Annotated in this window: 16 protein-coding genes and 2 tRNA genes; 8 read left to right on the top strand and 10 right to left on the bottom strand. The window is 64.2% G+C overall.

Features of this window, described 5'->3' with window-relative positions:
* Positions 1 to 2 precede the first annotated feature (2 nt).
* The 3 genes from ABD842_RS03220 to ABD842_RS03210 all read right to left on the bottom strand — a co-directional run bounded on the left by ABD842_RS03220 (position 3) and on the right by ABD842_RS03210 (position 3,043).
* Complete coding sequence (locus ABD842_RS03220) at positions 3 to 1,355, bottom strand: leucine-rich repeat-containing protein kinase family protein (RefSeq protein ID WP_345109982.1); 1,353 nt, start codon at positions 1,353 to 1,355, stop codon at positions 3 to 5.
* A gap of 106 nt (positions 1,356 to 1,461) precedes the next feature.
* Complete coding sequence (locus tag ABD842_RS03215; protein WP_345109979.1) at positions 1,462 to 1,965, bottom strand: cupin domain-containing protein; 504 nt, start codon at positions 1,963 to 1,965, stop codon at positions 1,462 to 1,464.
* 58 nt (positions 1,966 to 2,023) lie between these two features.
* Complete coding sequence (locus ABD842_RS03210) at positions 2,024 to 3,043, bottom strand: LacI family DNA-binding transcriptional regulator (RefSeq protein ID WP_345109976.1); 1,020 nt, start codon at positions 3,041 to 3,043, stop codon at positions 2,024 to 2,026.
* Between the two features lie 210 nt (positions 3,044 to 3,253).
* Between ABD842_RS03210 and ABD842_RS03205 the strand changes: the two genes are divergently transcribed.
* Entirely contained in the window at positions 3,254 to 3,727 is a 474-nt protein-coding gene (locus ABD842_RS03205; RefSeq protein WP_345109973.1) for a group III truncated hemoglobin, read from the top strand.
* 158 nt (positions 3,728 to 3,885) lie between these two features.
* Here ABD842_RS03205 and ABD842_RS03200 read toward each other — a convergent pair.
* Positions 3,886 to 3,957 (bottom strand) — tRNA-Glu (locus ABD842_RS03200).
* Positions 3,958 to 4,267: 310 nt separating this feature from the next.
* Positions 4,268 to 4,339 (bottom strand) — tRNA-Glu (locus ABD842_RS03195).
* A gap of 326 nt (positions 4,340 to 4,665) precedes the next feature.
* On the opposite strand from ABD842_RS03195, the gene gap reads away from it, so the two are divergent.
* The 3 genes from gap to ABD842_RS03180 all read left to right on the top strand — a co-directional run bounded on the left by gap (position 4,666) and on the right by ABD842_RS03180 (position 7,116).
* Positions 4,666 to 5,673, top strand: a complete 1,008-nt coding sequence (gap, locus tag ABD842_RS03190; RefSeq protein ID WP_345109970.1) for a type I glyceraldehyde-3-phosphate dehydrogenase — start codon at positions 4,666 to 4,668, stop codon at positions 5,671 to 5,673.
* Between the two features lie 121 nt (positions 5,674 to 5,794).
* On the top strand, positions 5,795 to 6,673 hold the full coding sequence (locus ABD842_RS03185; protein ID WP_345109967.1) for a diacylglycerol/lipid kinase family protein: 879 nt from the start codon (positions 5,795 to 5,797) through the stop codon (positions 6,671 to 6,673).
* A gap of 92 nt (positions 6,674 to 6,765) precedes the next feature.
* Complete coding sequence (locus tag ABD842_RS03180) at positions 6,766 to 7,116, top strand: translation initiation factor (protein ID WP_345109964.1); 351 nt, start codon at positions 6,766 to 6,768, stop codon at positions 7,114 to 7,116.
* Positions 7,117 to 7,195: 79 nt separating this feature from the next.
* Here ABD842_RS03180 and kdsB read toward each other — a convergent pair whose 3' ends face one another.
* The gene (gene kdsB, locus ABD842_RS03175; RefSeq protein ID WP_345109961.1) at positions 7,196 to 7,948 is read right to left on the bottom strand and encodes a 3-deoxy-manno-octulosonate cytidylyltransferase; all 753 of its coding nucleotides are present in this window, start codon (positions 7,946 to 7,948) and stop codon (positions 7,196 to 7,198) included.
* A 265-nt stretch (positions 7,949 to 8,213) separates the two neighbouring features.
* Here kdsB and ABD842_RS03170 point away from each other — a divergent pair, with 265 nt between their 5' ends.
* From ABD842_RS03170 to ABD842_RS03155, 4 genes are all read left to right on the top strand, one after another.
* On the top strand, positions 8,214 to 9,185 hold the full coding sequence (locus ABD842_RS03170) for a LysM peptidoglycan-binding domain-containing protein (RefSeq protein ID WP_345109959.1): 972 nt from the start codon (positions 8,214 to 8,216) through the stop codon (positions 9,183 to 9,185).
* An 86-nt stretch (positions 9,186 to 9,271) separates the two neighbouring features.
* Entirely contained in the window at positions 9,272 to 10,030 is a 759-nt protein-coding gene (locus ABD842_RS03165) for a TIGR02757 family protein (RefSeq protein ID WP_345109956.1), read from the top strand.
* 22 nt (positions 10,031 to 10,052) lie between these two features.
* Positions 10,053 to 10,733, top strand: coding sequence for a hypothetical protein (locus ABD842_RS03160; protein ID WP_345109953.1), 681 nt, complete (start codon positions 10,053 to 10,055; stop codon positions 10,731 to 10,733).
* Between the two features lie 102 nt (positions 10,734 to 10,835).
* Positions 10,836 to 13,256 carry an endonuclease MutS2 gene (locus tag ABD842_RS03155; protein ID WP_345109950.1) on the top strand — a complete coding sequence of 807 codons (2,421 nt, stop codon included), beginning with the start codon at positions 10,836 to 10,838 and terminating at the stop codon, positions 13,254 to 13,256.
* 406 nt (positions 13,257 to 13,662) lie between these two features.
* Here the strand turns inward: ABD842_RS03155 and ABD842_RS03150 are convergent, their stop codons facing one another.
* The 4 genes from ABD842_RS03150 to ABD842_RS03135 form a co-directional block, all read right to left on the bottom strand.
* Positions 13,663 to 15,954, bottom strand: a complete 2,292-nt coding sequence (locus ABD842_RS03150; RefSeq protein WP_345109947.1) for a phospholipase D-like domain-containing protein — start codon at positions 15,952 to 15,954, stop codon at positions 13,663 to 13,665.
* Positions 15,955 to 16,101: 147 nt separating this feature from the next.
* Entirely contained in the window at positions 16,102 to 17,097 is a 996-nt protein-coding gene (locus ABD842_RS03145; RefSeq protein WP_345109944.1) for a fibronectin type III domain-containing protein, read from the bottom strand.
* Between the two features lie 142 nt (positions 17,098 to 17,239).
* A complete protein-coding gene (murB, locus tag ABD842_RS03140) occupies positions 17,240 to 18,271 on the bottom strand; it encodes a UDP-N-acetylmuramate dehydrogenase (protein ID WP_345109942.1) in 1,032 nt (343 codons plus the stop codon).
* A 299-nt stretch (positions 18,272 to 18,570) separates the two neighbouring features.
* The gene (locus ABD842_RS03135) at positions 18,571 to 19,974 is read right to left on the bottom strand and encodes a sugar MFS transporter (RefSeq protein WP_345109940.1); all 1,404 of its coding nucleotides are present in this window, start codon (positions 19,972 to 19,974) and stop codon (positions 18,571 to 18,573) included.
* Between the last annotated feature and the right edge of the window lie 20 nt (positions 19,975 to 19,994).

Genomic DNA, 19,994 nt, shown 5'->3' with positions numbered 1-19,994 from the left:
GCTTACCGAAGCTCAGCGGCCGCGGACAACGTTTGCTGCACGGCCGCCAGCACCGCTTCAATCTCGGCAAACAGCGGCCGGGCGGCCACGGCGGGCTGGGCACAGCGCTGCTGCAAGTCGCGCAACGGGGCGGCCGCGGCCGCGGCGGTAGCAGGGCAGCGGTCCAGCAGCTCCTCGAGCAGGCAGGCAAAGGCGCGCACCTCCAGCTGCTGCAGCGCCCGGGCCGTTTCCGCGTCCCGGACAGCGAAGAAGCCGGCGGCCCCAAAGTCGCCCAGCAGGCTTTCCCCGGGGGGCGTGGTCACGATGTTGTGGGCGTACAGGTCGCCGTGCAGGATGCCGCGGGCGTGCAGGTGGGCGGCGGCGGCGGCCACCCCGCGGGCAATGCGCAGGGCGGTGGGCAGCGTAAAGACGGCCGCGGGAGCGTACACGTCGCGGGTGCAGGAGGCGAAGCTGGGCGGCCCGGCCAGGTTGGTAAAGGCTGGATCAAACAAGGCCAGCACCAGCCCTTCCGCCTTGTGGGGGTGGCCGGCTATTTTCCCCGCCACGCCAATCAGGTGAGGGTGGGGGCCGGCGCTGATGCAGGCCGCCATTTCGGAGTGCGGCAGCCCGTCACTGGTCAGGGCGCCCTTGAACAGCTTGACGGCCACGGCCGTGGGCGGCGTGGCCCCGGCAGGCTGCCACTGGGCCCGGTAGATAACCCCGGAAGCGCCTTCGCCCAGCTGCTGCCCGATGGTCAGGCTGTCCCAGGCAATGGTTTTAATAGGATGTTGGGCCAGCGCGGCGGCTTCCAGCGCGTCGCAGAAGGGGTTGCCGGCGTAGGCCAGCCAGCTCAGCCGGGGCATGCTCAGCAGCCAGGCGGGCAGGGCGGCAAACTCGTTGGCCGCCAGGCGCAGCAGCTCCAGCCTGGTGCAGCGGGCCAGGGTTTCGGGCAGGGTGCGCAGGCGGTTGCCGGCCAGCATCAGCTTCTGCAGCTGGGCGCAACTGCCGATTTCGGCCGGTACTTCTTCCAGCTGGTTGTCAGTCAGAATCAGCCAGCGCAGCTGCGGGGGCAGGGCCGCGGCGGGCAGCGTCCGGATCTGGTTGGCCTTGAAGCCCACCATGCTCAGCTGCGGGCACTGCCCGAGGCATTCCGGGACGGCAGTAAACAGGTTGTCGGAGCAGAACAGGATACGCAGGTGCCGGAGCCGGCCCAGGTCGGCGGGCAGCGTGGCAAGGGCATTGCCCGACAGGTTCAGGATTTCCAGCGTATCGGCCAGGTCGAATATTTCGCGGGGAAACTCCGTCAGGCCCGCCGCCAGATCGAGGCGGCGGGTGCCGGCCAGCTGCCCGGTGCGGAGTTGTTCGAGGGTGTGCATGGGACAAAGGTCGGTCGGGAAGGCCGAAGCCGCCCGGTTTACCCGGTAGAAAAAACGGAAATGCCGGACTCGCCGCCAGCCCATACCGCCTGCCACGGCCGGCGGCTTACCGGCCGAAGTCGTCCTGCACCCGCACGATGTCGTCCTCGTCGGAAGGGCGCTCGGCGTCGGTATGTTGCCAGATTTCGGCGATGGTGCCCCAGCCGTCGAGGCCCACCAGGCGGTGCCGCTCCCCTTGGCGGAGCACAATCAGCTGCCCGGGCAGGTAGGTTTTCAGCTCGCCCTCGGTGTCGGTGGGGCTCGTGACTACGCCAACCGGGCCGTGCACCACCTTCCAGATTTCGGCCCGGCGGTGGTGGTACTGCCACGACAGGCGCTGGTGGGGCGCTACGAGCAGGATTTTGGGGCTTAGCTGACCCGCAATGCGCAGCTGCTCCACCGGCAGGCCGTCGAAGTAGGTATCGGCGAAATCCTGGGCCTGGGCTTCATCCAGCACGAAAAAGCCGCCCCAGGGCCGGGCCTGGTCCTGGCGGACGATGCCGAAGCCCCGCTGGCGGAGCTGCCGCTCGGTTTGCTGGAATAGCTGCTGCTTGGAAACTTCAGAGCTCATAAAGGCAAAGGTATAGGGAAATAGAACGGATGAACTGAAAGCAGAGAAGGCCGCCGCGCTAGGCGCCCACCGGCCGCGCCGGGGCCTGGTGCAACGACGAGCCCCGGATGATGAGCTCGGGCTTGAGCACCAGCGGCGGGGGCAGGTAGTCCGGGCCCCGCTTGAGCAGCTGCAGAAACAGGCGCACGGCGGTTTCGCCCATCTGCTCGGCCCGCTGGTCGACTACCGTCAGCTGGGGCTGCAGCATGGCGGTGAAGGGCTCGTTGCTGAAGCAGGCAAAGGCAATGTCCTGGGGCACGCGCCGCTGCTGCTCGCGCAGCACTTCCAGGGCCCCCACCGAGGGAATGGCGTAGGCGGCAAATACGGCGTCGAGGGTGGACTCGGTGCCGAGCAGGTGCAGCATGCCCTGGCGCCCGGCCGCGTGGGTGAGGGCGGGCAGGGAGTAGACGAAGCTGTCGGCGCAGGGCAGGCCGTGGGCGGCCAGCGCGGCCTGGTAACCCAGAAAGCGGTTGCGGCTGGTGTTCAGGTGCTGGGGGCCGGCCAGGTGCATGATGCGGCGGCAGCCCTGCTCGATAAGGTGGCTGACGGCCTGAAACGCGCCCTGAAAATCGTCGAGGACGACGGCCGTCGCCTGGGGCAGGGCCGGGGCGCGGTCGAAGAACACCAGCGGCACCCCCTGGCGGCGCACCTGCTCGAAGTGGGCTACTTCCCCAAACGTGGTGGCCGACACTGACAGCAGGATTCCTTCCACCTGCGCGGCCAGCAGCGTGTCGATGTTCTGCTGCTCCCGGCGCAGATCCTCATTCGACTGGCACATCATCACGCTGAAGCCTTCGCGGGTGGCTACTTTCTCGATGCCGTTCATCACGGCCGGAAAGAAGTAGCCGTTGATGTGGGGCACAATGACGCCCACGGTTTTGCTGTGCCCCCGGCGCAGGGCGGCGGCCAGCTGGTTGGGCCGGTAGCTGAGCTCCTGGGCGGCCTGCCGGACCCGCTGCTTGGTCACCTCGCTGATGTCGCGGTGGTCGGCCAGAGCCCGCGATACCGTGGACGTCGATAAGCTCAGGTGCCGAGCCAAGTCGCGAAGAGAAGTTTGCTGCTTTTTGGCGGCCATGGGTCCGTGCGTGAAAGGGTGCTAAGAATGCCCGATGGCGCTAAAGAACGACACAGATCCTGAGTACACCAGCAAAATTTCCGGATTCAGCCCATAATTGCGGGTCGGCCCCGTGCAGCAATGCCCATAATCCTTGCCGGCCCGGCCTGGCCCGGCCCCGTTTTGCCGCCGCCAATGCGGATCTTTGCCGCGGCGGTGGGCGTTGCTGGTGCGCTGCCCGGCCTGGTCGGGCTGCTTTTCTCCCTGCTTTCTGCGTTTTATATGGCTGCTGCCCGCCCCGATATCCAGACCGAAGCCGATATTAAGCGGCTCGTAGACGCGTTTTACGACAAAGTCAACGCCGACCCGCTGCTGGCCCCGGTCTTCAACGATTTTGCCCACGTCGACTGGCCGGCCCACCTGCCGCAGATGTACGATTTCTGGAGCAGCCTGCTGCTGCACACCTCGCGCTACCGCGGGCAGCCCTTTCTCAAGCATATTCCGCTGCCCATTGCCGGGGAGCATTTTCAGCGCTGGCTAAGCCTGTTTCAGGGCACCGTGGCGGAGCTGTTTGCGGGGCCGGTGGCCGATGAGGCCCGGCTGCGGGCGCAGAATATTGCCCACGTCTTCGAAAGCCGCCTGCGGCCGGATCCTCTTTCGCTGCTCTGATTTCGAGGCGGGAGCCCGGGGTGAGAGTCGGCACCCGGCAGTGGCCGGGCCCGGTGGCCCAGCAGCCGCAGGAACTACCCCGACCCGGCCGCAAAGCAAAAATCCCCCGGAGCAGGCTGCCCAGGGGGATTTCCATTATTCTCAAAACGAGGGGGTAGTAGTCCGTAGGGGAATCGAACCCCTGTTGGTAGAATGAAAATCTACTGTCCTAACCCCTAGACGAACGGACCGGATAAAGACTCCTTGTTCGTTTTGGTGATGCAAAGGTAATAACGTAGCGGTGCAGTGCAATACCTGCGGCAAACTTATGGCAGGATTTTAAGGGCGACGGCGGCCGGAATCCGGCGCCGCTTGCACTTAGGCAGAAAACAAAGGTGACTGGTACGCTGCCACAGAGGCTGTTTCAGCGGCCGGGGCCGGGCCGCCGGGCCGGCTAAGACAAAAGCTGGCCAGCCGGCCTGAACCAAAAAGCTGGAACAGCAAAAAGCCCGTCTCCAGGCAGGAAACGGGCTTTTTGCTGTTCTCAAAACGAGGGGGTAGTAGTCCGTAGGGGAATCGAACCCCTGTTGGTAGAATGAAAATCTACTGTCCTAACCCCTAGACGAACGGACCGGATAAAGACTCCTTGTTCGTTTTGATGATGCAAAGGTAGCAGCCGAATGCCCCGGCGCAATACCCGCTTCCAAAAAAAAGTGCCGCCGCAAGCAAATAGGCTGACTTTCAGGGGAAAAATTTTGCCGGTGCTGCCACATTGCGCTGGCTGCCGCGCCGCAGAAACCAGGATTGCGGCGGTGCCGGTAGCCGGCCGGACGGGCCTTTCGGCATTGGTATTCGGTAAGATCGGGATTGATTTGGCGAAGTTAGATGGGCCCTGTACCTTCGCTCCGCGTTTCCACTCGGCGCCACCGTGCGCCGTTAACCCCATTTTTCTCTAAATTATGGCTAAAATCAAAGTTGCCATCAACGGCTTCGGCCGCATTGGCCGCCTGACGTTCAAGTCGCTGCTCGGCCGCGACAACGTGGAAGTAGTCGCCATCAACGACCTCACCGATAATAAGACGCTGGCCCACCTGCTGAAGTACGACTCGGTACACGGCCGCTTCGACGGCACGGTAACCTACGACGAGGAAAGCCTGACGGTCAACGGCGTGCGCATCGCGGCCCTGGCCGAGCGTGACCCCAAGCTGCTGCCCTGGGGCAAAATGGGCGTGGACGTAGTCCTCGAATCTACGGGCCGCTTCGTGGATGAGGCCGGCGCCGGCCAGCACATCACCGCGGGGGCCAAGAAAGTCGTGATTTCGGCTCCGGCCACCGGCGACATTCCTACCGTCGTGCTGGGCGTCAACGAAGACATCCTGACCGGCGACGAGACCATCATTTCGAACGCCAGCTGCACCACCAACTGCCTGGCCCCGATGGCCAAGGTATTGGATGAGGTATTCGGCATCGAGAAAGGCTACATCACCACGGTGCACGCCTACACCTCCGACCAGAACCTGCAGGACGCGCCCCACAAAGACCTGCGCCGCGCCCGCGCCGCCGCTTACAGCATCATCCCGACCAGCACCGGCGCCGCCAAAGCCGTCGGCCTGGTGCTGCCCCAGCTGAAGGGCAAGCTCGACGGTCTGGCCATGCGCGTGCCCGTGCCCGATGGCTCGATGACCGACCTGACCGTGGTGCTGAAGAAAGAAGCCACCAAAGAGCAGATCAACGCCGCCCTCAAGGCCGCCGCCGATGGCCCGATGAAAGGCATCATTGAGTACACCACCGACCCGATTGTGAGCATCGACATCGTGGGCAACCCGCACAGCTGCATCTTCGACTCGGAGCTGACGTCGGCCAGCGGCACGCTGGCCAAGGTAATCGGCTGGTACGACAACGAAACCGGCTACAGCACCCGCACGGCCGACCTGATCCAGAAGCTGGGTGAGGCCATGACCAAGTAAGCGTTGCCGAAGGCGACCAAGTAGGAGAGGCCTGCCCGGTTCGGGCAGGCTTTTCTCATTTCTATTCCCTGCCCCGCACAGGGCGGCCAACCTTTCCCGGCCCGCCGCGTTTCTGCCGACTATGCCTGCCAAGCCCCGTATCTGCTTTCTGATCAATCCCAACTCGGGCACCGACCGGCGGCAGGACGTGCCCGCGCTCATCACCCACTGCCTCGATGCCGACGATGTGGACCACGAAATCCGGCTCACGCGCTATGCCGGCCACGCCGAGCAGCTGGCCCGGCAGGCCGCAGCCGAGGGGTTCCGTACCGTCGTGGCGGTGGGCGGTGATGGGACCGTGAACGAAGTGGGCCGCGGCCTGCTGGGCACCACGACGGCGCTGGGCATCGTTCCGCGGGGCTCCGGCAACGGGCTGGCCCGGCACCTGCGCATTCCGCTGGCGCTGCCCGCCGCCGTGCAGCGCGTGTGCCGCCCCACCTTCCAGCGCATCGACGTGGGCCACATCAACGGCCGGGCCTTTTTCTGCACCGCCGGGCTGGGGTTTGATGCCCACGTGAGCAAGTGCTTTGCCGAGGCCGGCACCCGCGGGCTGAGCACCTACGTGAAAGTGGCGCTGCGCGAGTACCGCCACTACCGCTCCACCGCCGTGACCGTGACGTTGAATGGAGAAACCCTGCACACCGACTGCTACGTGCTGGCCTTCGCCAACGCCGCCCAGTACGGCAACAACGCCTACATTGCCCCCCTGGCCGACATCCGGGACGGCCTGCTGGACCTGTGCCTGATTGACTCGCTGCCGATTGTGCGGGCGGTGCGCGTGAGCCTGGGTCTGGCGCTGGGCAACCTGCCGGCTTCCGGGGCGGCGGTGTTTCATACCAGCCGCCACATCCGGGTGCAGGCCGCCGCCCCGCTGGGCTTCCACGTCGACGGCGACTACGTGGCAGCGGCCCAGGACTTTGAAGTAGCGCTGACGCCGCTGGCCCTGGAAGTAGCCACCTAAAGCCGGGCAGTTGACGGCCTGATTGCGCAACTTGCGCCACCGGCGCCGCCCCAAGGCTAACGCCCCATTTCACTATTCCGCCGTTTCACCGCATGAAAGACGATAAAAACCGCCGCGGCCGCGAAGGCGTCGTGTACTCGACCAACTCCGACTTCGAGTACCAGCACGGCGCCGACGAAGAAACCCCGACGCTGCTGCCCCAGCAGCAGAACCTGCGCGTGCAGCTCGATAAAAAGGCGCGCGGGGGCAAGCAGGTCACGCTCATCACCGGCTTCGTGGGCCAGGACGCCGACCTGCAAACCCTGGGCAAGCTGCTCAAAACCAAGTGCGGCGTAGGCGGCAGCGCCAAGGGCGGCGAAATCCTGCTCCAGGGCGACTTCCGCGACAAAGTGCTGGCCGTGCTGCTGGAGCAGAAGTACAAGGCCAAGAAAGCCGGTGGGTAGAGTTAAGTAGTAATTAAGAATTAAAAAACGGGTCGTTCAGAGCTTATTACATGCGCCAGTGAATGGCTGGCTTTAGTTTCTACTGCTCAATTTTTAATTGGGCCAGCGCCCTTTCCACGTCTTCCGGCGTGTCGATGCCGATGGTTTCGAGGGTGGTTTCGGCCGTCAGGATGCGGTAGCCGTTTTCCAGCCAGCGCAGCTGCTCCAGGCTTTCGGCCAGCTCCAGCGTGGAAGGCGGCAGCAGGGTGATGTCGGCCAGCACGTCGGGGCGGTAGGCATACAGGCCGATGTGGCGCAGGTAGCGGTGGCAGCCCAGCCAGTGCGCCGCCTCGTGCTGGCGCTGGTAGGGCAGCGGGTGGCGGCTGAAGTACAGCGCGTAGCCCTGGGCATCGAGCACCACTTTGGGTAGGTGGGGACTGAACAGCTCCTCGGCGCTGATGACCGGCTTGACCAGCGTGGCCAGTTGGGGCCGGGGCTCCGTCTCAAACAGGGCCACCAGCGCGTTGATCTGGGCCGGATGAATGAAGGGCTCGTCGCCCTGGATGTTGATGATGCAGTCGGCCACCACGCCGAGCTGGCGGTAGGCGTCGAACACCCGGTCGGTGCCGCTGGGGTGGTCGGCGGCGGTGAGCACGGCCTCGCCGCCGAAGCTTTCCACGTGGCGCAGGATCCGCTCGTCGTCGGTAGCCACCACCACCCGGCTCAGGTGGGCCTGCCGGGCCTGCTCCACCACGCGCTGAATCATGGACTTGCCGCCTAAGTCTACCAACGGCTTGCCGGGCAGGCGGGTGGAGGCGTAGCGGGCGGGGATGATGCCGATGGCGTGGAGCATGGGAGCGGGTAGACAGGCCGGAAGAAAAGGTGCGGAGTCCGAAAGTAGCGGGATTTTGGCGGCCCAAGCAAAGTGGCGTCAAATTGGCTAAGCCCCTGGCCGGCGTCCGGCTCAGGCGGCTGCCGGGCAAAGTACCCGGCTACTCTGCTCGTTTGGGCTGTCTGGGCCAGGATTAATTTATTTATCTTTCGGCAGCATTTACTTTGCGGGCCGCGGGCTGCCCCACCTGTTTCATCCCGTGGCCTTTCCCTTGCAAACCGTCCGTATGATTCGCTTTTCGTTGCTGTTTGCCGCTTTCGCCTTCTCTGGTTTTGCCGCTTCCGCCGCTCTGCGGCCCCTTTCCCTGCCCGATTCTATCGGCGTGGAGTACCGCAACAATAAAGTGCTGATCAGGCACCGCGTGATGCCCGGCGAAACGCTCTACGGTATTGCCCGCCGCTACAAAGTACCCGTCGACCAGATCGTGGAAGCCAACCCCAAGCTGGAAGGCGCCCTCGGGGCGGGCCAGATTGTGCTGGTGCCGCGCCCCCGCGTGGTGCTTTCCACTCCCGCCGCCCCCAGGGCCACGGCGGCTGCCGCTGCCGCCCCCAATCCGGCCGCCAAAGGCCTTGCCACCGACGCCCGGGGCAACCGGGTGTACAAGGTGGAAAAAGGCCAGACGCTCTTCTCCATTGCCCGCAGCTTCGGCCTGACGCCCGCCGACATTGCCCGCCAGAATAACCTGGCCGCCACCGCCGGCGTCCGCATTGGCCAGACGCTGATAATCGTGCCCGCCGGCGGGGCATCAACCCCCGAGGCTGCTCCGGTGGCGGCGGCGGCGCCGGTGAAAGCCGCACCCACCCCGACCAACCGCCCCGAGCGGGCCGACGAAGGGGAGAAGGACAAAGAAAAGGACGCCGCCGCGGCCACGCCCCCGGCAGCCCCGCCGGCGGAGAAGGAAGAGACGCCCGAGCGCGCCAGTGAGATAGTGCGCAAAGTGAAGGAAAGCGGACTGGCGGCCGTCATCGAAGGCGGCGGCACCGACAAGTACCTGGCCCTGCACAAAACCGCCCCGGTGGGCACCATCATGCAGGTGCGCAACATCATGAACGGGCAGTCGGTGTACGTGCGCGTGATTGGGCAGCTGCCCGACACCGGCGAAAACAGCAACGTGCTGGTGCGCATCTCCCGCCGGGCCGTGCAGAAGCTGGCCACGCCCGACTCGCGCTTCCGCGTCGAAACCTCCTACGTACCGTAAGGGAGCTACAAGCTGTAAGCCTCAAGCGGCAAGCATCGGCAATTATCAGCATAAAAGCTTGCAGCTTGAGGCTTGTAGCTAACAACATGACCCACGCCCAGACCCTGCAGCTGCTGGAGGAGCGCTACGACCATTACGACCGGCCCGCTTTTATCCACAATGACCCCATCAGCATTCCCCACCGCTTCACCCAGCGGGCCGACGTGGAAATCAGCGCCCTGTTTGCCGCCCTGCTGGCCTGGGGCCGCCGGCCCACTATCATCAGTAAAGTCACCGAGCTGCTGCGCCGCATGGACGACGCGCCCCACCAGTTCGTCACCCAGCACCAGGACGAGGACCTCAAAAAGCTGCTCGGCTTCTGCCACCGCACGTTCTGCGACACCGACCTGCTCTACTTCGTGCACTGGCTGCGCTGGTACTATGCGGAGCATGATACCCTGGAAGATGCTTTTATGCATGGCAACACCCAGCGGGAGCGGCTGGAAAATTTCCATACCCTGTTCTTCAGCCTGCCCGACGCGCCCCAGCGCACCCGCAAGCACGTGGCCACGCCCGCCCGCGGCTCGGCCTGCAAGCGCGTGAACATGTACCTGCGCTGGCTGGTGCGCCCCGACGACCGGGGCGTCGACTTCGGCCTCTGGACCCGCCTGCCCGCGGCCGAGTTAATCTGCCCCATCGACGTGCACGTGGAGCGCCAGGCCCGGCAGCTGGGCCTGCTCACCCGCCCCGTGGTCGACTGGCGCGCCGCCGAGGAGCTGACCGAGAACCTGCGCCGCTTCGATGCTGCTGACCCGGTGAAGTACGACTTCGCCCTGTTTGGGCTGGGGGTAGAGGAGAAGCGGTAGCTAAGAGCGTGATTAATAACTGATGGACAAGGGTAACTACACGATTCAGGCATTTAGGCCAGTGGTTTCTTTAGGCGTTCTGCTGGGCGGCACACTGCTTTTTGCCGGGAGTATCTGGCTTTTGCCATACGGCCTGCACAACTCGAAAGTATTCCTGGTTGCCTGGGGGCTAATCTGGCTTGCGCTGGGGTGTTTTCTGATTAGAAAGCTGGCGGTTAAGCCAGTGTTCATGCTGTTAAATGCTGATTCACTCTCCATTCAGGCATCTGGCTCTCCAAGCAAGCAGCAGATTAAGCTTGACCAAGTAGCATCCTATCTATACGAGGACTTTAGCAACAACCAGCGGTTCCGGCTTCGACTGCAATCGGGGGAAAAGGTGGTGTTGCGTCATAACGACGTGTTGTGCCCCGATGACGATATACAGGCTTTAGCTAGGGAGTTTGAGCGCCTGGTGGGCCAGCAGAACTTTGGCGCCGAAGTGGGAGCAGGCTGGCCAATTCGGCGGGAAAAGACTTTTTTTGAAAAGCCGGCCGCTACAGTTGTGCTGGTCGTTTTTTCAGTTGCAGTAGCTTTCATACTTTGGTCAATCATTCACGACGGAAGACCAGTACGTGGTGGCTTATTTACTGCCATCGGCGGATACGTGGCCTATCTGGCAGCGTGGTGGGCTGCCGCCGGTCGCCGCAACCAGCAATCTGAATAGAAAACGGGGTAATCAATTATTAACCCCGGCGAATCTTTCGCCCCGCCCCGAATGTTTACTTTTGCATTCCTTTCTGAATAGACTCATTACGCAGTACCTGATTTGATTCTTCCCACTAATTTCGAGCAGAAGATCGGCTTCGCGCAGCTGCGCGAGATGCTAGACGGCTTGTGCCTGAGTGCCCTGGGCCGCCAGTTCGTGGCCAAGATGACCTTCCAGACCAAGCACGACCAGCTGCTGAAGCTGCTCCAGCAAACCGACGAGTTCCGCCTGCTGCTCAATAGCGGCGCCGACTTCCCCAGCCAGCACTACCACGACGTGCATCCCCACCTGGTGCGCGCCGCCCTGCCCGGCGCCTACCTCGACGTCACCGCGTTCTTCGCCGTCAAGATGAGCCTGCGCACCATCCGCCAGGCCCTCACCTTCTTCACCCAGGCCGAGGAAAGCCTCTACCCCACGCTGCGCCTGCTGGGCATCGGCGTGCAGGTCGACCGCAACCTGCTGGCGGGCCTCGACAAGGTGGTGGACGACGACGGCAACGTGCGCGACAACGCTTCGCCGCTGTTGTCGCAGCTCAAGCAGGAATTGATCGGCCGCCAGGGCCAGCTGCGCAAGCAGATTGCCGGCATCCTGCGCCACGCCAAGTCGGAGGGCTGGATTCCCGGCGACGCCGAGCCCACCATCCGCGGGGGCCGGCTGGTGCTGCCCGTCATTGCCGAGCACAAGCGCCGGGTGAAGGGTTTGATCCACGATGAGTCGGCCTCGGGGCAGACGGTGTTTATCGAGCCCGAAGCCGTGTTTGAGCTCAACAACGACATCAAGGACCTCGAAAACGGCTACCAGCGCGAGCTGATCCGCATCCTGACGGCCCTCACCGACCAGCTGCGCCCCCACATTCCGGACCTGCGCAAGGCCTACCAGTACCTGGGTTTGCTCGACTTCGTGCGCGCCAAGGCCCTGCTGGCCGGCCGCCTCGAAGCTACCCTGCCCACGCTGGACGCCAGGCCGCTGATCCGCTGGCAGACCGTGCGCCACCCGCTGCTCTACCTCACCTTCAAGGAGCACTTCAAGGACAGCCCCCGCGAGGTAGTGCCGCTCGACATTGAGCTCAATCCCGACCGCCGTATTCTGCTGATTTCGGGGCCCAATGCCGGGGGTAAGTCGGTGAGCATGAAAACCGTGGGCCTGGTGCAGTACATGCTGCAGTGCGGCCTGCTGATTCCGGCCGCCTATGGCTCGGAAGCGGGCATGTTCGACGACATCTTCCTCGACATCGGCGACGAGCAGAGCCTGGAAAACGACCTGAGCACCTACTCCTCCCACCTGCTGAGCATGAAGCAGTTTGTGACCCTGGCCAACAAGCGCAGCCTGGTGCTCATCGACGAGTTCGGCACCGGAACCGAGCCGGCCCTGGGCGGCGCCATTGCCGAGGCCGTGCTGGATCAGCTCAACCGCGCCCGCGCCTTTGGGGTCATTACCACCCACTACACCAACCTGAAGAACTTCGCCGAGCGCACCGAGGGCGTGGTGAATGGCGCCATGCGCTACGACCCCGAGCGGCTGCAGCCTTTGTACCGGCTCGAAATCGGCAAGCCGGGCTCGTCGTTTGCCATCGAAATTGCCCGCAAAATCGGTTTGCCCAAGCAGATCGTGGAGCGCGCCACCCAGCTCGTGGGCAAGGACAAAATCCGCTACGACCGGCTGCTCGAAGGCTTGGAGAAGGAAAAGGCCGACCTGGAGCTGCGCACCGCCGAAGCCGAAAAAGCCGAGCGGCGCATGAAAAAAGCTGCCCAGGAATACCAGGACCTCAAGAAGCACCTCGACGAAACCACCCTCGAAGTGCTGCGCGACGCCAAGGCCAAGGCCAAGCTGCTGCTCCGCGACACCAACCAGCAGATTGAGGCGACCATCCAGGAAATCCGCCTCGGCCAGGCCGACAAGGAAAAAACCAAGGACGCCCGCTTCAAGCTCGACACCTTCGTGCGCGAAAAGCTCCAGATGGAGCCGCCCAAGCCCAAAGCCACCCGCGAGCTGGCCGACGCCAGCACCCTCAAGGCCGGCGACAAAGTAGCCCTGATCGGGCACGACGGGCACGGCGCAATCATGAGCGTGAAGGGCAACACGGCCGAGGTGAGCTTCGGCGGGATGAAAACCATCGTCAAGGTGGCGCAGCTCGAAAAGCTGGGCCGGGCCGAAATCCGGGAGCGGGAGAAAAAGTCGGAGCGCCTGAGCTACGCCGTATCGGGCGCGGGCATCGACATGACGGGCCGCATGAGCAACTTCAGCCCCAACCTCGACCTGCGCGGGGAGCGGGCCGAAGATGCCCTGCACAAGATCATGGCCTTCGTCGACGATGCCGTGATGTTCGGCATTCCCGAGCTGCGCGTGCTGCACGGCCGCGGCAACGGCGTGCTGCGCCAGGTGGTGCGCGACTACCTGCGCTCCGTGCGCGCCATTGCCAGCGTCGCCGACGAGCACGCCGACCGGGGCGGCGACGGCGTCACCATTGCCGTGCTGCGCTAGGTGCGGCTTTAGTCGTTAGTGGTCGTTGGCGGTGCCACGACTTCAAGTCGCGGCACCACTTTGTCACCAGGCTCAGCCCTAGCCCCAAATACAAAAAAGGTGGCGCCCGAACCGGGCGCCACCTTTTTTGCTTCACCTTTTTACGGCGTGTCAAAAAGGTGAAGCAAAACCGGGATTGGCTTTGCTTCACCTTTTTGTGAGTGTTCAAAAAAGTAAAGCAAAGCCTGAAAGTACTTTGCTCTGGGTTCTTTCGACTTCCTGAGCCGCTTCACTATGAATCTGTTCAGGAAGTCAGAAAAAAGAATCTGCTCGGCATGGCGTTCGTTTTACTTCCTGAGCAGCTTCTATAAAAGAAGGCAGCCCCCGATTCGGGAGCCGCCTTCTTTATGGGTGAGCAAGCAGCAGACTACTCCACTACCACGCGGCTAACCTGGGTCGATTCGGGCGTTACGATCTGGACCAGGTACAGGCCGGCGCGCAGGGCCGTAGCGTCCACGCTCACGTCCTGCCCGTTCAGGGGCTGGGTTTGCGTCAGCACTACGCGGCCGGTGGCGTCGCGCAGGGTGATGGTGGCCGTGCGGCTTTTGGCCGCCTCGGTGCGCAGCTGGAACTTGCCCGAGGTTGGGTTCGGGTAGATCTGAATGCTGCTCTGCTGCACGGTGGCTTTCCTGTTGCTCAGCACCAGGCTGCAGGGCGTGATGCCGCGGTTCTGGTCGGTGATGCGGCGGTAGAACTCTTGGTAGTAGGTGTTCACGATTTTGGCGTCGTGCACGATGAGCGTGTTCTCATCATTCTCCGTGTTGGCCGACAAACTCCAGTTGTGCGAGCCCACGAATACCTGCGGGTCGGAGGCCGCAGCGCCGGCGTCCATAATGGCGTACTTGTGGTGCATGATGCCGGCCACGTTATTGACCATGATGCGGGTGCCCAGGGAGGTTTTGATGGTGCGGAAGATTCCGCCCGAAGCCGCGCTGCTGGTCGTGTCGTCCACCAGTACTTCCGAGCAGCCGGCGATGTTGCGCAGGGCTACCTGGTCGCGGATGGCGCGGCCGATGTCGCTCTGGGTGATGAGCATGGTGGCAATGTGCAGGTCGTTGTCGGCAGTCTGGATGGCTTCGATCAGGCGGCCGTTCACGTTGTCGGTCGGCGAAAACCACGACTCGACGGTTTTGCCGCCGATGTTGAGGTAGTGCGGGGTGTTGTCGGATTTGCGCGAGCCGAAGACGGCCGTAGCGGCCGTGCCCCCGCCCCACATCTCGTTCATCTCCACCGTGTACACCCGGGCCAGCGACTGGTCCTGAATGGCAATCGAGTTGTTGCGGTCGGTGCTGAGCTGGGCGGGCGTCCAGTTGGTCGAGCCCGTCCACACCCACGGAATGTTGGGGTTGGCGCTGTTGGCATCAATAATCACAAACTTGTTGTGCATGATGTTCATCGTCGTGTTGCGGGCCAGGCGGGGCACGGTAGCCGTCAGGTTCTGGACGCTGGCGTTGGTGTTGGTGCCTTCGAACAGGATCCGCACGGCGACGCCCCGGGCGTGAGCGGCATTCACGGCCGCCAGAATCACCGGGCTGTTCCAGTTATAGATGGAAATATCGAGCGTCTGGGTGGCTTTGTTGATGTAGCGGGCGATGGTGTCGGCAATGGCGCCGTTGGGCAGGTACACGGCATTGTTGCCGGGCAGGGCCAGCGCGGTGTTGACGGGGTTGGTGAAGTAGGAGCGCATCTTGCCCGACGACAGCGAAGCCGTAATCATGGGTACTACCCGCGACTCTGACAGGCCCACCGCGTTGGTGGAGCTGGCCTTCACGTGGTAGATCGTGGCCGGCTGCAGCCCGCTGATGGCCAGGCTGTGCTGGGTCACGATGGCGGCGTTGGTAACGGCCAGGAACGGGCCCGTGGCCGCAGTGCCGTACTCCAGCTTGGTGCTGCCCGAGTTCTGGGTCACGAAGCTCACCGTGAAGCCCGAGGTGCTGATGTTGGTGGGCAGGGGCGTGGTGAGCAGGTTGGGCGTGTTGCCCTGCTGGAAGTCGGTGTAGCGGCGGGGCAGCAGCTGGTAGCCGGTGGTGCCGGGGGCCGTGTTGGTAAACTGACTCATGATGCCGATGGCATCAAACACGCCGGTCGGGGCGGGCTTGCCGATCAGGCCGTCGGCCCCGGTCGAGGCCGCGTTGATGTAGGCCGTCAGCGCCGCGTTGTTGTTGATGCGGTAGGTGGTGCTGGAAAAAGCCGACACCGGTCCGCCGGCGGTAGTGGTGATGGACGTGACGTTGTTGAGGCGCACGAGCTGGCCCTCATACTGCTCGGCAAAAGCCGCCGTGAGGCCGGTCGCCGGAAACGGCACCGGCGTGGGCAGCGGCCGGTTGCCGGCCAGCACCGCAAACGAGGTCACCGGATCAAACTCCAGCAGGCCACGGTAGTCCTTCATCACGCCGGTCACGATGAGGCTGTCGCCGGGGCGCACGTTGCTCATGCCCGGCGAGTAGGCGGCGATGCCGCCCGTGCCGTCCTGCAGGTAGCGGATCACGCCCAGCTCCGCGCCGTTGGTCACCACGCCGCGGACCGTAACGGTCGCCCCCGACTGGTTGAAGGCCGGCGCCTGGGCCCGGGCCGCCGCAATGGTAATTGCCGTCTGGGCCCGGGCCGCCGGCAGCGTTACCCCGAGGCAAAGCAGGGTTAAGAGAGTAAATTTTTTCATGAAAACCGTAAAAGTGGCAACAGAGAAGTTGGGCGGTAAATTAGGGGGCAAATATGCTGATTTTCAGGCAATACATTGCCAGTCTCCGGGTTACGGAGATGTTACAAAATTCTGGTCTGGGGGTGAGCCGGGCGGAAAGCGGGGTTGCTACTCGTCTTTCTCCGCCTGGGCGTTGCGGCCGCCCCGGGTGGAGCTGCGCTTCTTGGTGTCCGTAATCATGGGCACGGCGGCGGTGGCCGAGGTGCCCACGGCATTGGTCGACGACACCTTCACGTAGTACACGGTACCGGGCTGCAGGTTGGTCAGCACCACGCTGTGCCGGGTGGTGGGCGTGGCGTTCATCACCACGGTGCCCAGCTCGGAGGTGCGGCCGTATTCCACCTTCGTGTCGCCGGCATTCTGGGTGGCGAAGGTGACGGTGAACCCGTCGCGGCTCATGTCGGTCGGGATGGGCTCCCCCAGCACGTTGGGCAGGCCGCCGCCCAGCAGCATGTCGCTGTAGAGGCGGGGCAGCAGCTGGTAGCCGCCCGAGCCGCTGGGCGCAAACTGCCCCATAACGCCCATCAGGTCAAAGTCGCTGCTCGGGGCGGGCTTGCCCACGATGCCCAGCTCGCCGGCCGAGGAGTTGCTGATGCGAACCGTAGCGCCGCGCTGCCCGTTGAGCAGGTAGTTGGTGTTGCCGTTGAAGGTCATGATGGCCACGCCGCTGGGCGTAGTGACGGCCATGTTCGACTTGATTTTGACCAGCCGGCCTTCGTAGGCCTCACTGTATACCTGCATCATGTTGGCGGCCAGCACTTCTACCGGCACCACGCGGCGCCCCGCGGCCAGCTTGCGCACCGACGTCACGGGGTCCATTTCGAGCAGGCCGTTGTAGTTCTTGAGCGTGCCGCGCAGCTCCACGCTGTCGCCGGGAATCAGGGCGGAAAAGCCCAGCGCCGAGCTGGAAAAAGCGGCTAAGCCAGCCTCCCGGTCCTGCACGTAGCGCACCGCCCCGAGCTCCGGGCCGTTGGTCACCGTGCCGCGCACCGTTACGGTAGCCCCCGGACCCGCCGCCCGGGCGGCGCTGATGCTCATAACGGACTGCGCGTGAGCTCCGGTGGCTGCACCGAGCAGCACTGCCAAAAACGTAACGTTCTTCATGCAATAAAGTGAGGCGATGGGGAGAGGACTGGGGAAGGGATTTTTGCAAATATGCCTATTCCCGGCCTGATTTCATGAAGAGTTGGAATTAAAAAGGCCGGTTTATCCGGCTGCAAGGCCAGGAATTCGTAAAGTGCCGGGCTCACAGAATATTCACCTCCGGGTGCAGCTCCACGCCGAACTTTTCCCGCACGGAGGCAATAATTTCCTGGGCCAGGTCGCGGATGTCGGCTCCCTGGGCACCGCCGTGGTTGACGAGCACCAGCGCCTGCTGGTCGTGTACGCCGTGGGCCCCGAAGCGGCGGCCTTTCCAGCCGCACTGCTCAATCAGCCAGGCCGCGGGCACCTTCACGCCCCCGGGCACCGGGTAGCCGGGCAGGCTCGGGTGCTCAGCTTTCAGGGCGTCAAACTTGGCCTGCGACAGCTCGGGATTTTTGAAAAAGCTGCCCGCGTTGCCGATCCGGGCCGGGTCGGGGAGCTTGCTGCGGCGGATGCGGATGACGGCCTCGCTCACGTCCTGGGGCGTGGGCGCGGCGTCGATGCCCATGTCGGCCAGGGTGGTGCCGATGGCGCCGTAGCTGACGTTGAGCTGGTGGCGGCGCCGCAGCCGCAGCACCACGCCCGTGACGATGAACTGACTGCGCAGCGGCCCCTTGAACACACTTTCGCGGTAGCCGAAGCCGCACTGCTCGTGGCTGAAGGTGCGCAGCTGGCCGGAGCTGATTTCCACGGCCTCCAGGTGGTCGAACGTGTCCTTGAGCTCGGCCCCGTAGGCGCCGATGTTCTGCAGGGGCGCCGCGCCTACCGTGCCCGGAATCAGCGACAGGTTTTCGATGCCGCTCAGGCCCTGGCTCAGCGCGTACTCCACCATGCCGTGCCACGACTCGCCGGCCCCGGCCCGCACCAGGGCCGTGTCGGTGGCCTCATCCTGGGCCGTTATTTCCAGGCCCCGGATTTCGTTTTTGAGCACCACGCCGTCGAAGTCCTGGGTGAAGAGCAGGTTGGAGCCGCCGCCGAGCACGAGCTTCTCGGCCTGCTGCACCTCGGGCAGGGCCAGCAGGGCCCGCAGCTCGTCCACGCTGCCGAAGCGGGCCAGCAGCCGGGCTTTGACGTCGAGGCCGAAGGTGTTGTAGAGGCGCAGGGAAACGTGGTGTTCGAGCAGGGGAGCAGGCATGGCAAAGCGGCTGGATGTGGGGCAAAGGTAGCGGGCGGGGAGGGGTTGCCGGTTGATGGACTGTTCCAGCGGGCGTGCCCTGCAAAAAGAGAAGGACCGTTGTGCAGAGCAGGTGGCGCAGCAAGCCCGGGACGAAGCATCTTGCGTACGGACGATTGGTCCTCACCCCAACCCCTACGCCGGCCGCTTAATGCGCGGAATGAAAAAAGAGAGGAGCATCAATTACCCCTCATACGTCAGCGCGCGGGATTTCTCGGCAGGCCCGGAATGACGTTCTTTCGGGTTGACCAAAAACCAAGCTACCGCACCCGGTAGCCGCTCAGGGCGTAAAACAGCAGGTACACGTAGCAGAGCATGGGCACCACGAAAGCCACCTGCAAGCCGCCGCCGTGGGTGGCAATAAAGCCCATCAGCGGCGGAATCAGCGCTCCGCCCACGATGGCCATAATCAGGTAGGAGGAGCCCTGCTTGGTGAACTGCCCCAGCCCCGTGATGGCCAGCGGGAAGATGACGGGCCACATAATGGAGTTCATCAGCCCGCAGAGCACAATCAGCCACAGGGCCGTTTCGCCGTGGCTGAGCAGGGAGGCGCCCACCAGGGCCGCGCCGGCCGCGCACACTGCTACCAGCAGGGCGCGGTTGTGAAAGCGCAGCAGCAGCGGAATGCCCACTAGGCGCCCGATCAGGGAGCCAAACCAGTACGACGACACCAGCACCGCGCCCACGGCTTTGGTGAAGCCGCCGGTGGTGTCAATCGGCTCGGCCTGCTGGCCGAACAGCACCAGGGCGTAGTTGGTGGCCACGTTCAGCCCCCGCACCAGGCTCTGGGTGAAGGCCGACAGCTGCTGGATGCCCTGGCTTTCGCCGTAGCGGATCAGAAACGAGCCCAGGCCAACTTCGACGCCCACGTACACGAAAATGGCCACGATGCCCAGCACCAGGTGGGGAAAGCCCAGGGCGCTGGTGCGGCGGGTAACGGGAAGCGCGTCGGCAGTCGGCGCGTCGTCGGCTTCAATGCCCTCGATGTCGGGCAGCTTGACCAGGAAGAAGAACACGCCCGCCAGTACCACCAGAAACGCCGCTAAGCCCATGTAGGGGCCTTTTACCAGCTGGGCCTCTTCGCCCAGGCGCTGGGCCAGGGGCAGCGCCGCCAGCCGGGCCTTCAGCGCCACCGAGCCCCCAAACAAGATCAGGCCGCCCACCAGCGGGGAGAGGCTGCCGCCGAAGTTGTTGGCCACGCCCACGATGCTCACCCGCGCCGCCGCCGACCGGGCCGGGCCCAGCACGCTCACGTAGGGGTTGGCTGCCACCTGCAGCAGGGTGATGCCCGCGCCCAGCACCGCCAGGGCCGTCAGAAACAGGCCGAACTGCCGGGAGTCGGCGGCCGGAATGAACAGCAGGGCCCCGCCGGCCATCACCAGCAGCCCCACCACGATGCCGCGCTGGTAGCCGAGCTTTTTGAGCACCCAGCCCGCGGGCAACGACATCAGAAAGTAAGCCCCGAAAAAGGCCGACTGCACGGCCGACGACTGCAAATCGGTGAGCTGGCAGACGTCCTTGAGGTAGGGCATCAGCACGTCGTTGAAGTTGGTGACGGCCCCGAACAGGAAAAACAGGGTGGTCATCAGCAGCATCGGCCCGGCGTAGGAGCGGGCCGGGGCAGTGGCCGCGGCGGGAGCGGAGGTAGAAACGGGAACGGCCATGCAGGCGGAATTGGGAAAGA

The sequence above is a fragment of the Hymenobacter algoricola genome (assembly GCF_039539525.1).
Classification (GTDB): Bacteria; Bacteroidota; Bacteroidia; order Cytophagales; family Hymenobacteraceae; genus Hymenobacter; species Hymenobacter algoricola.
Note: the sequence above shows the minus strand (reverse complement) of the source record. Positions and strands in the feature narration are given on the sequence as shown.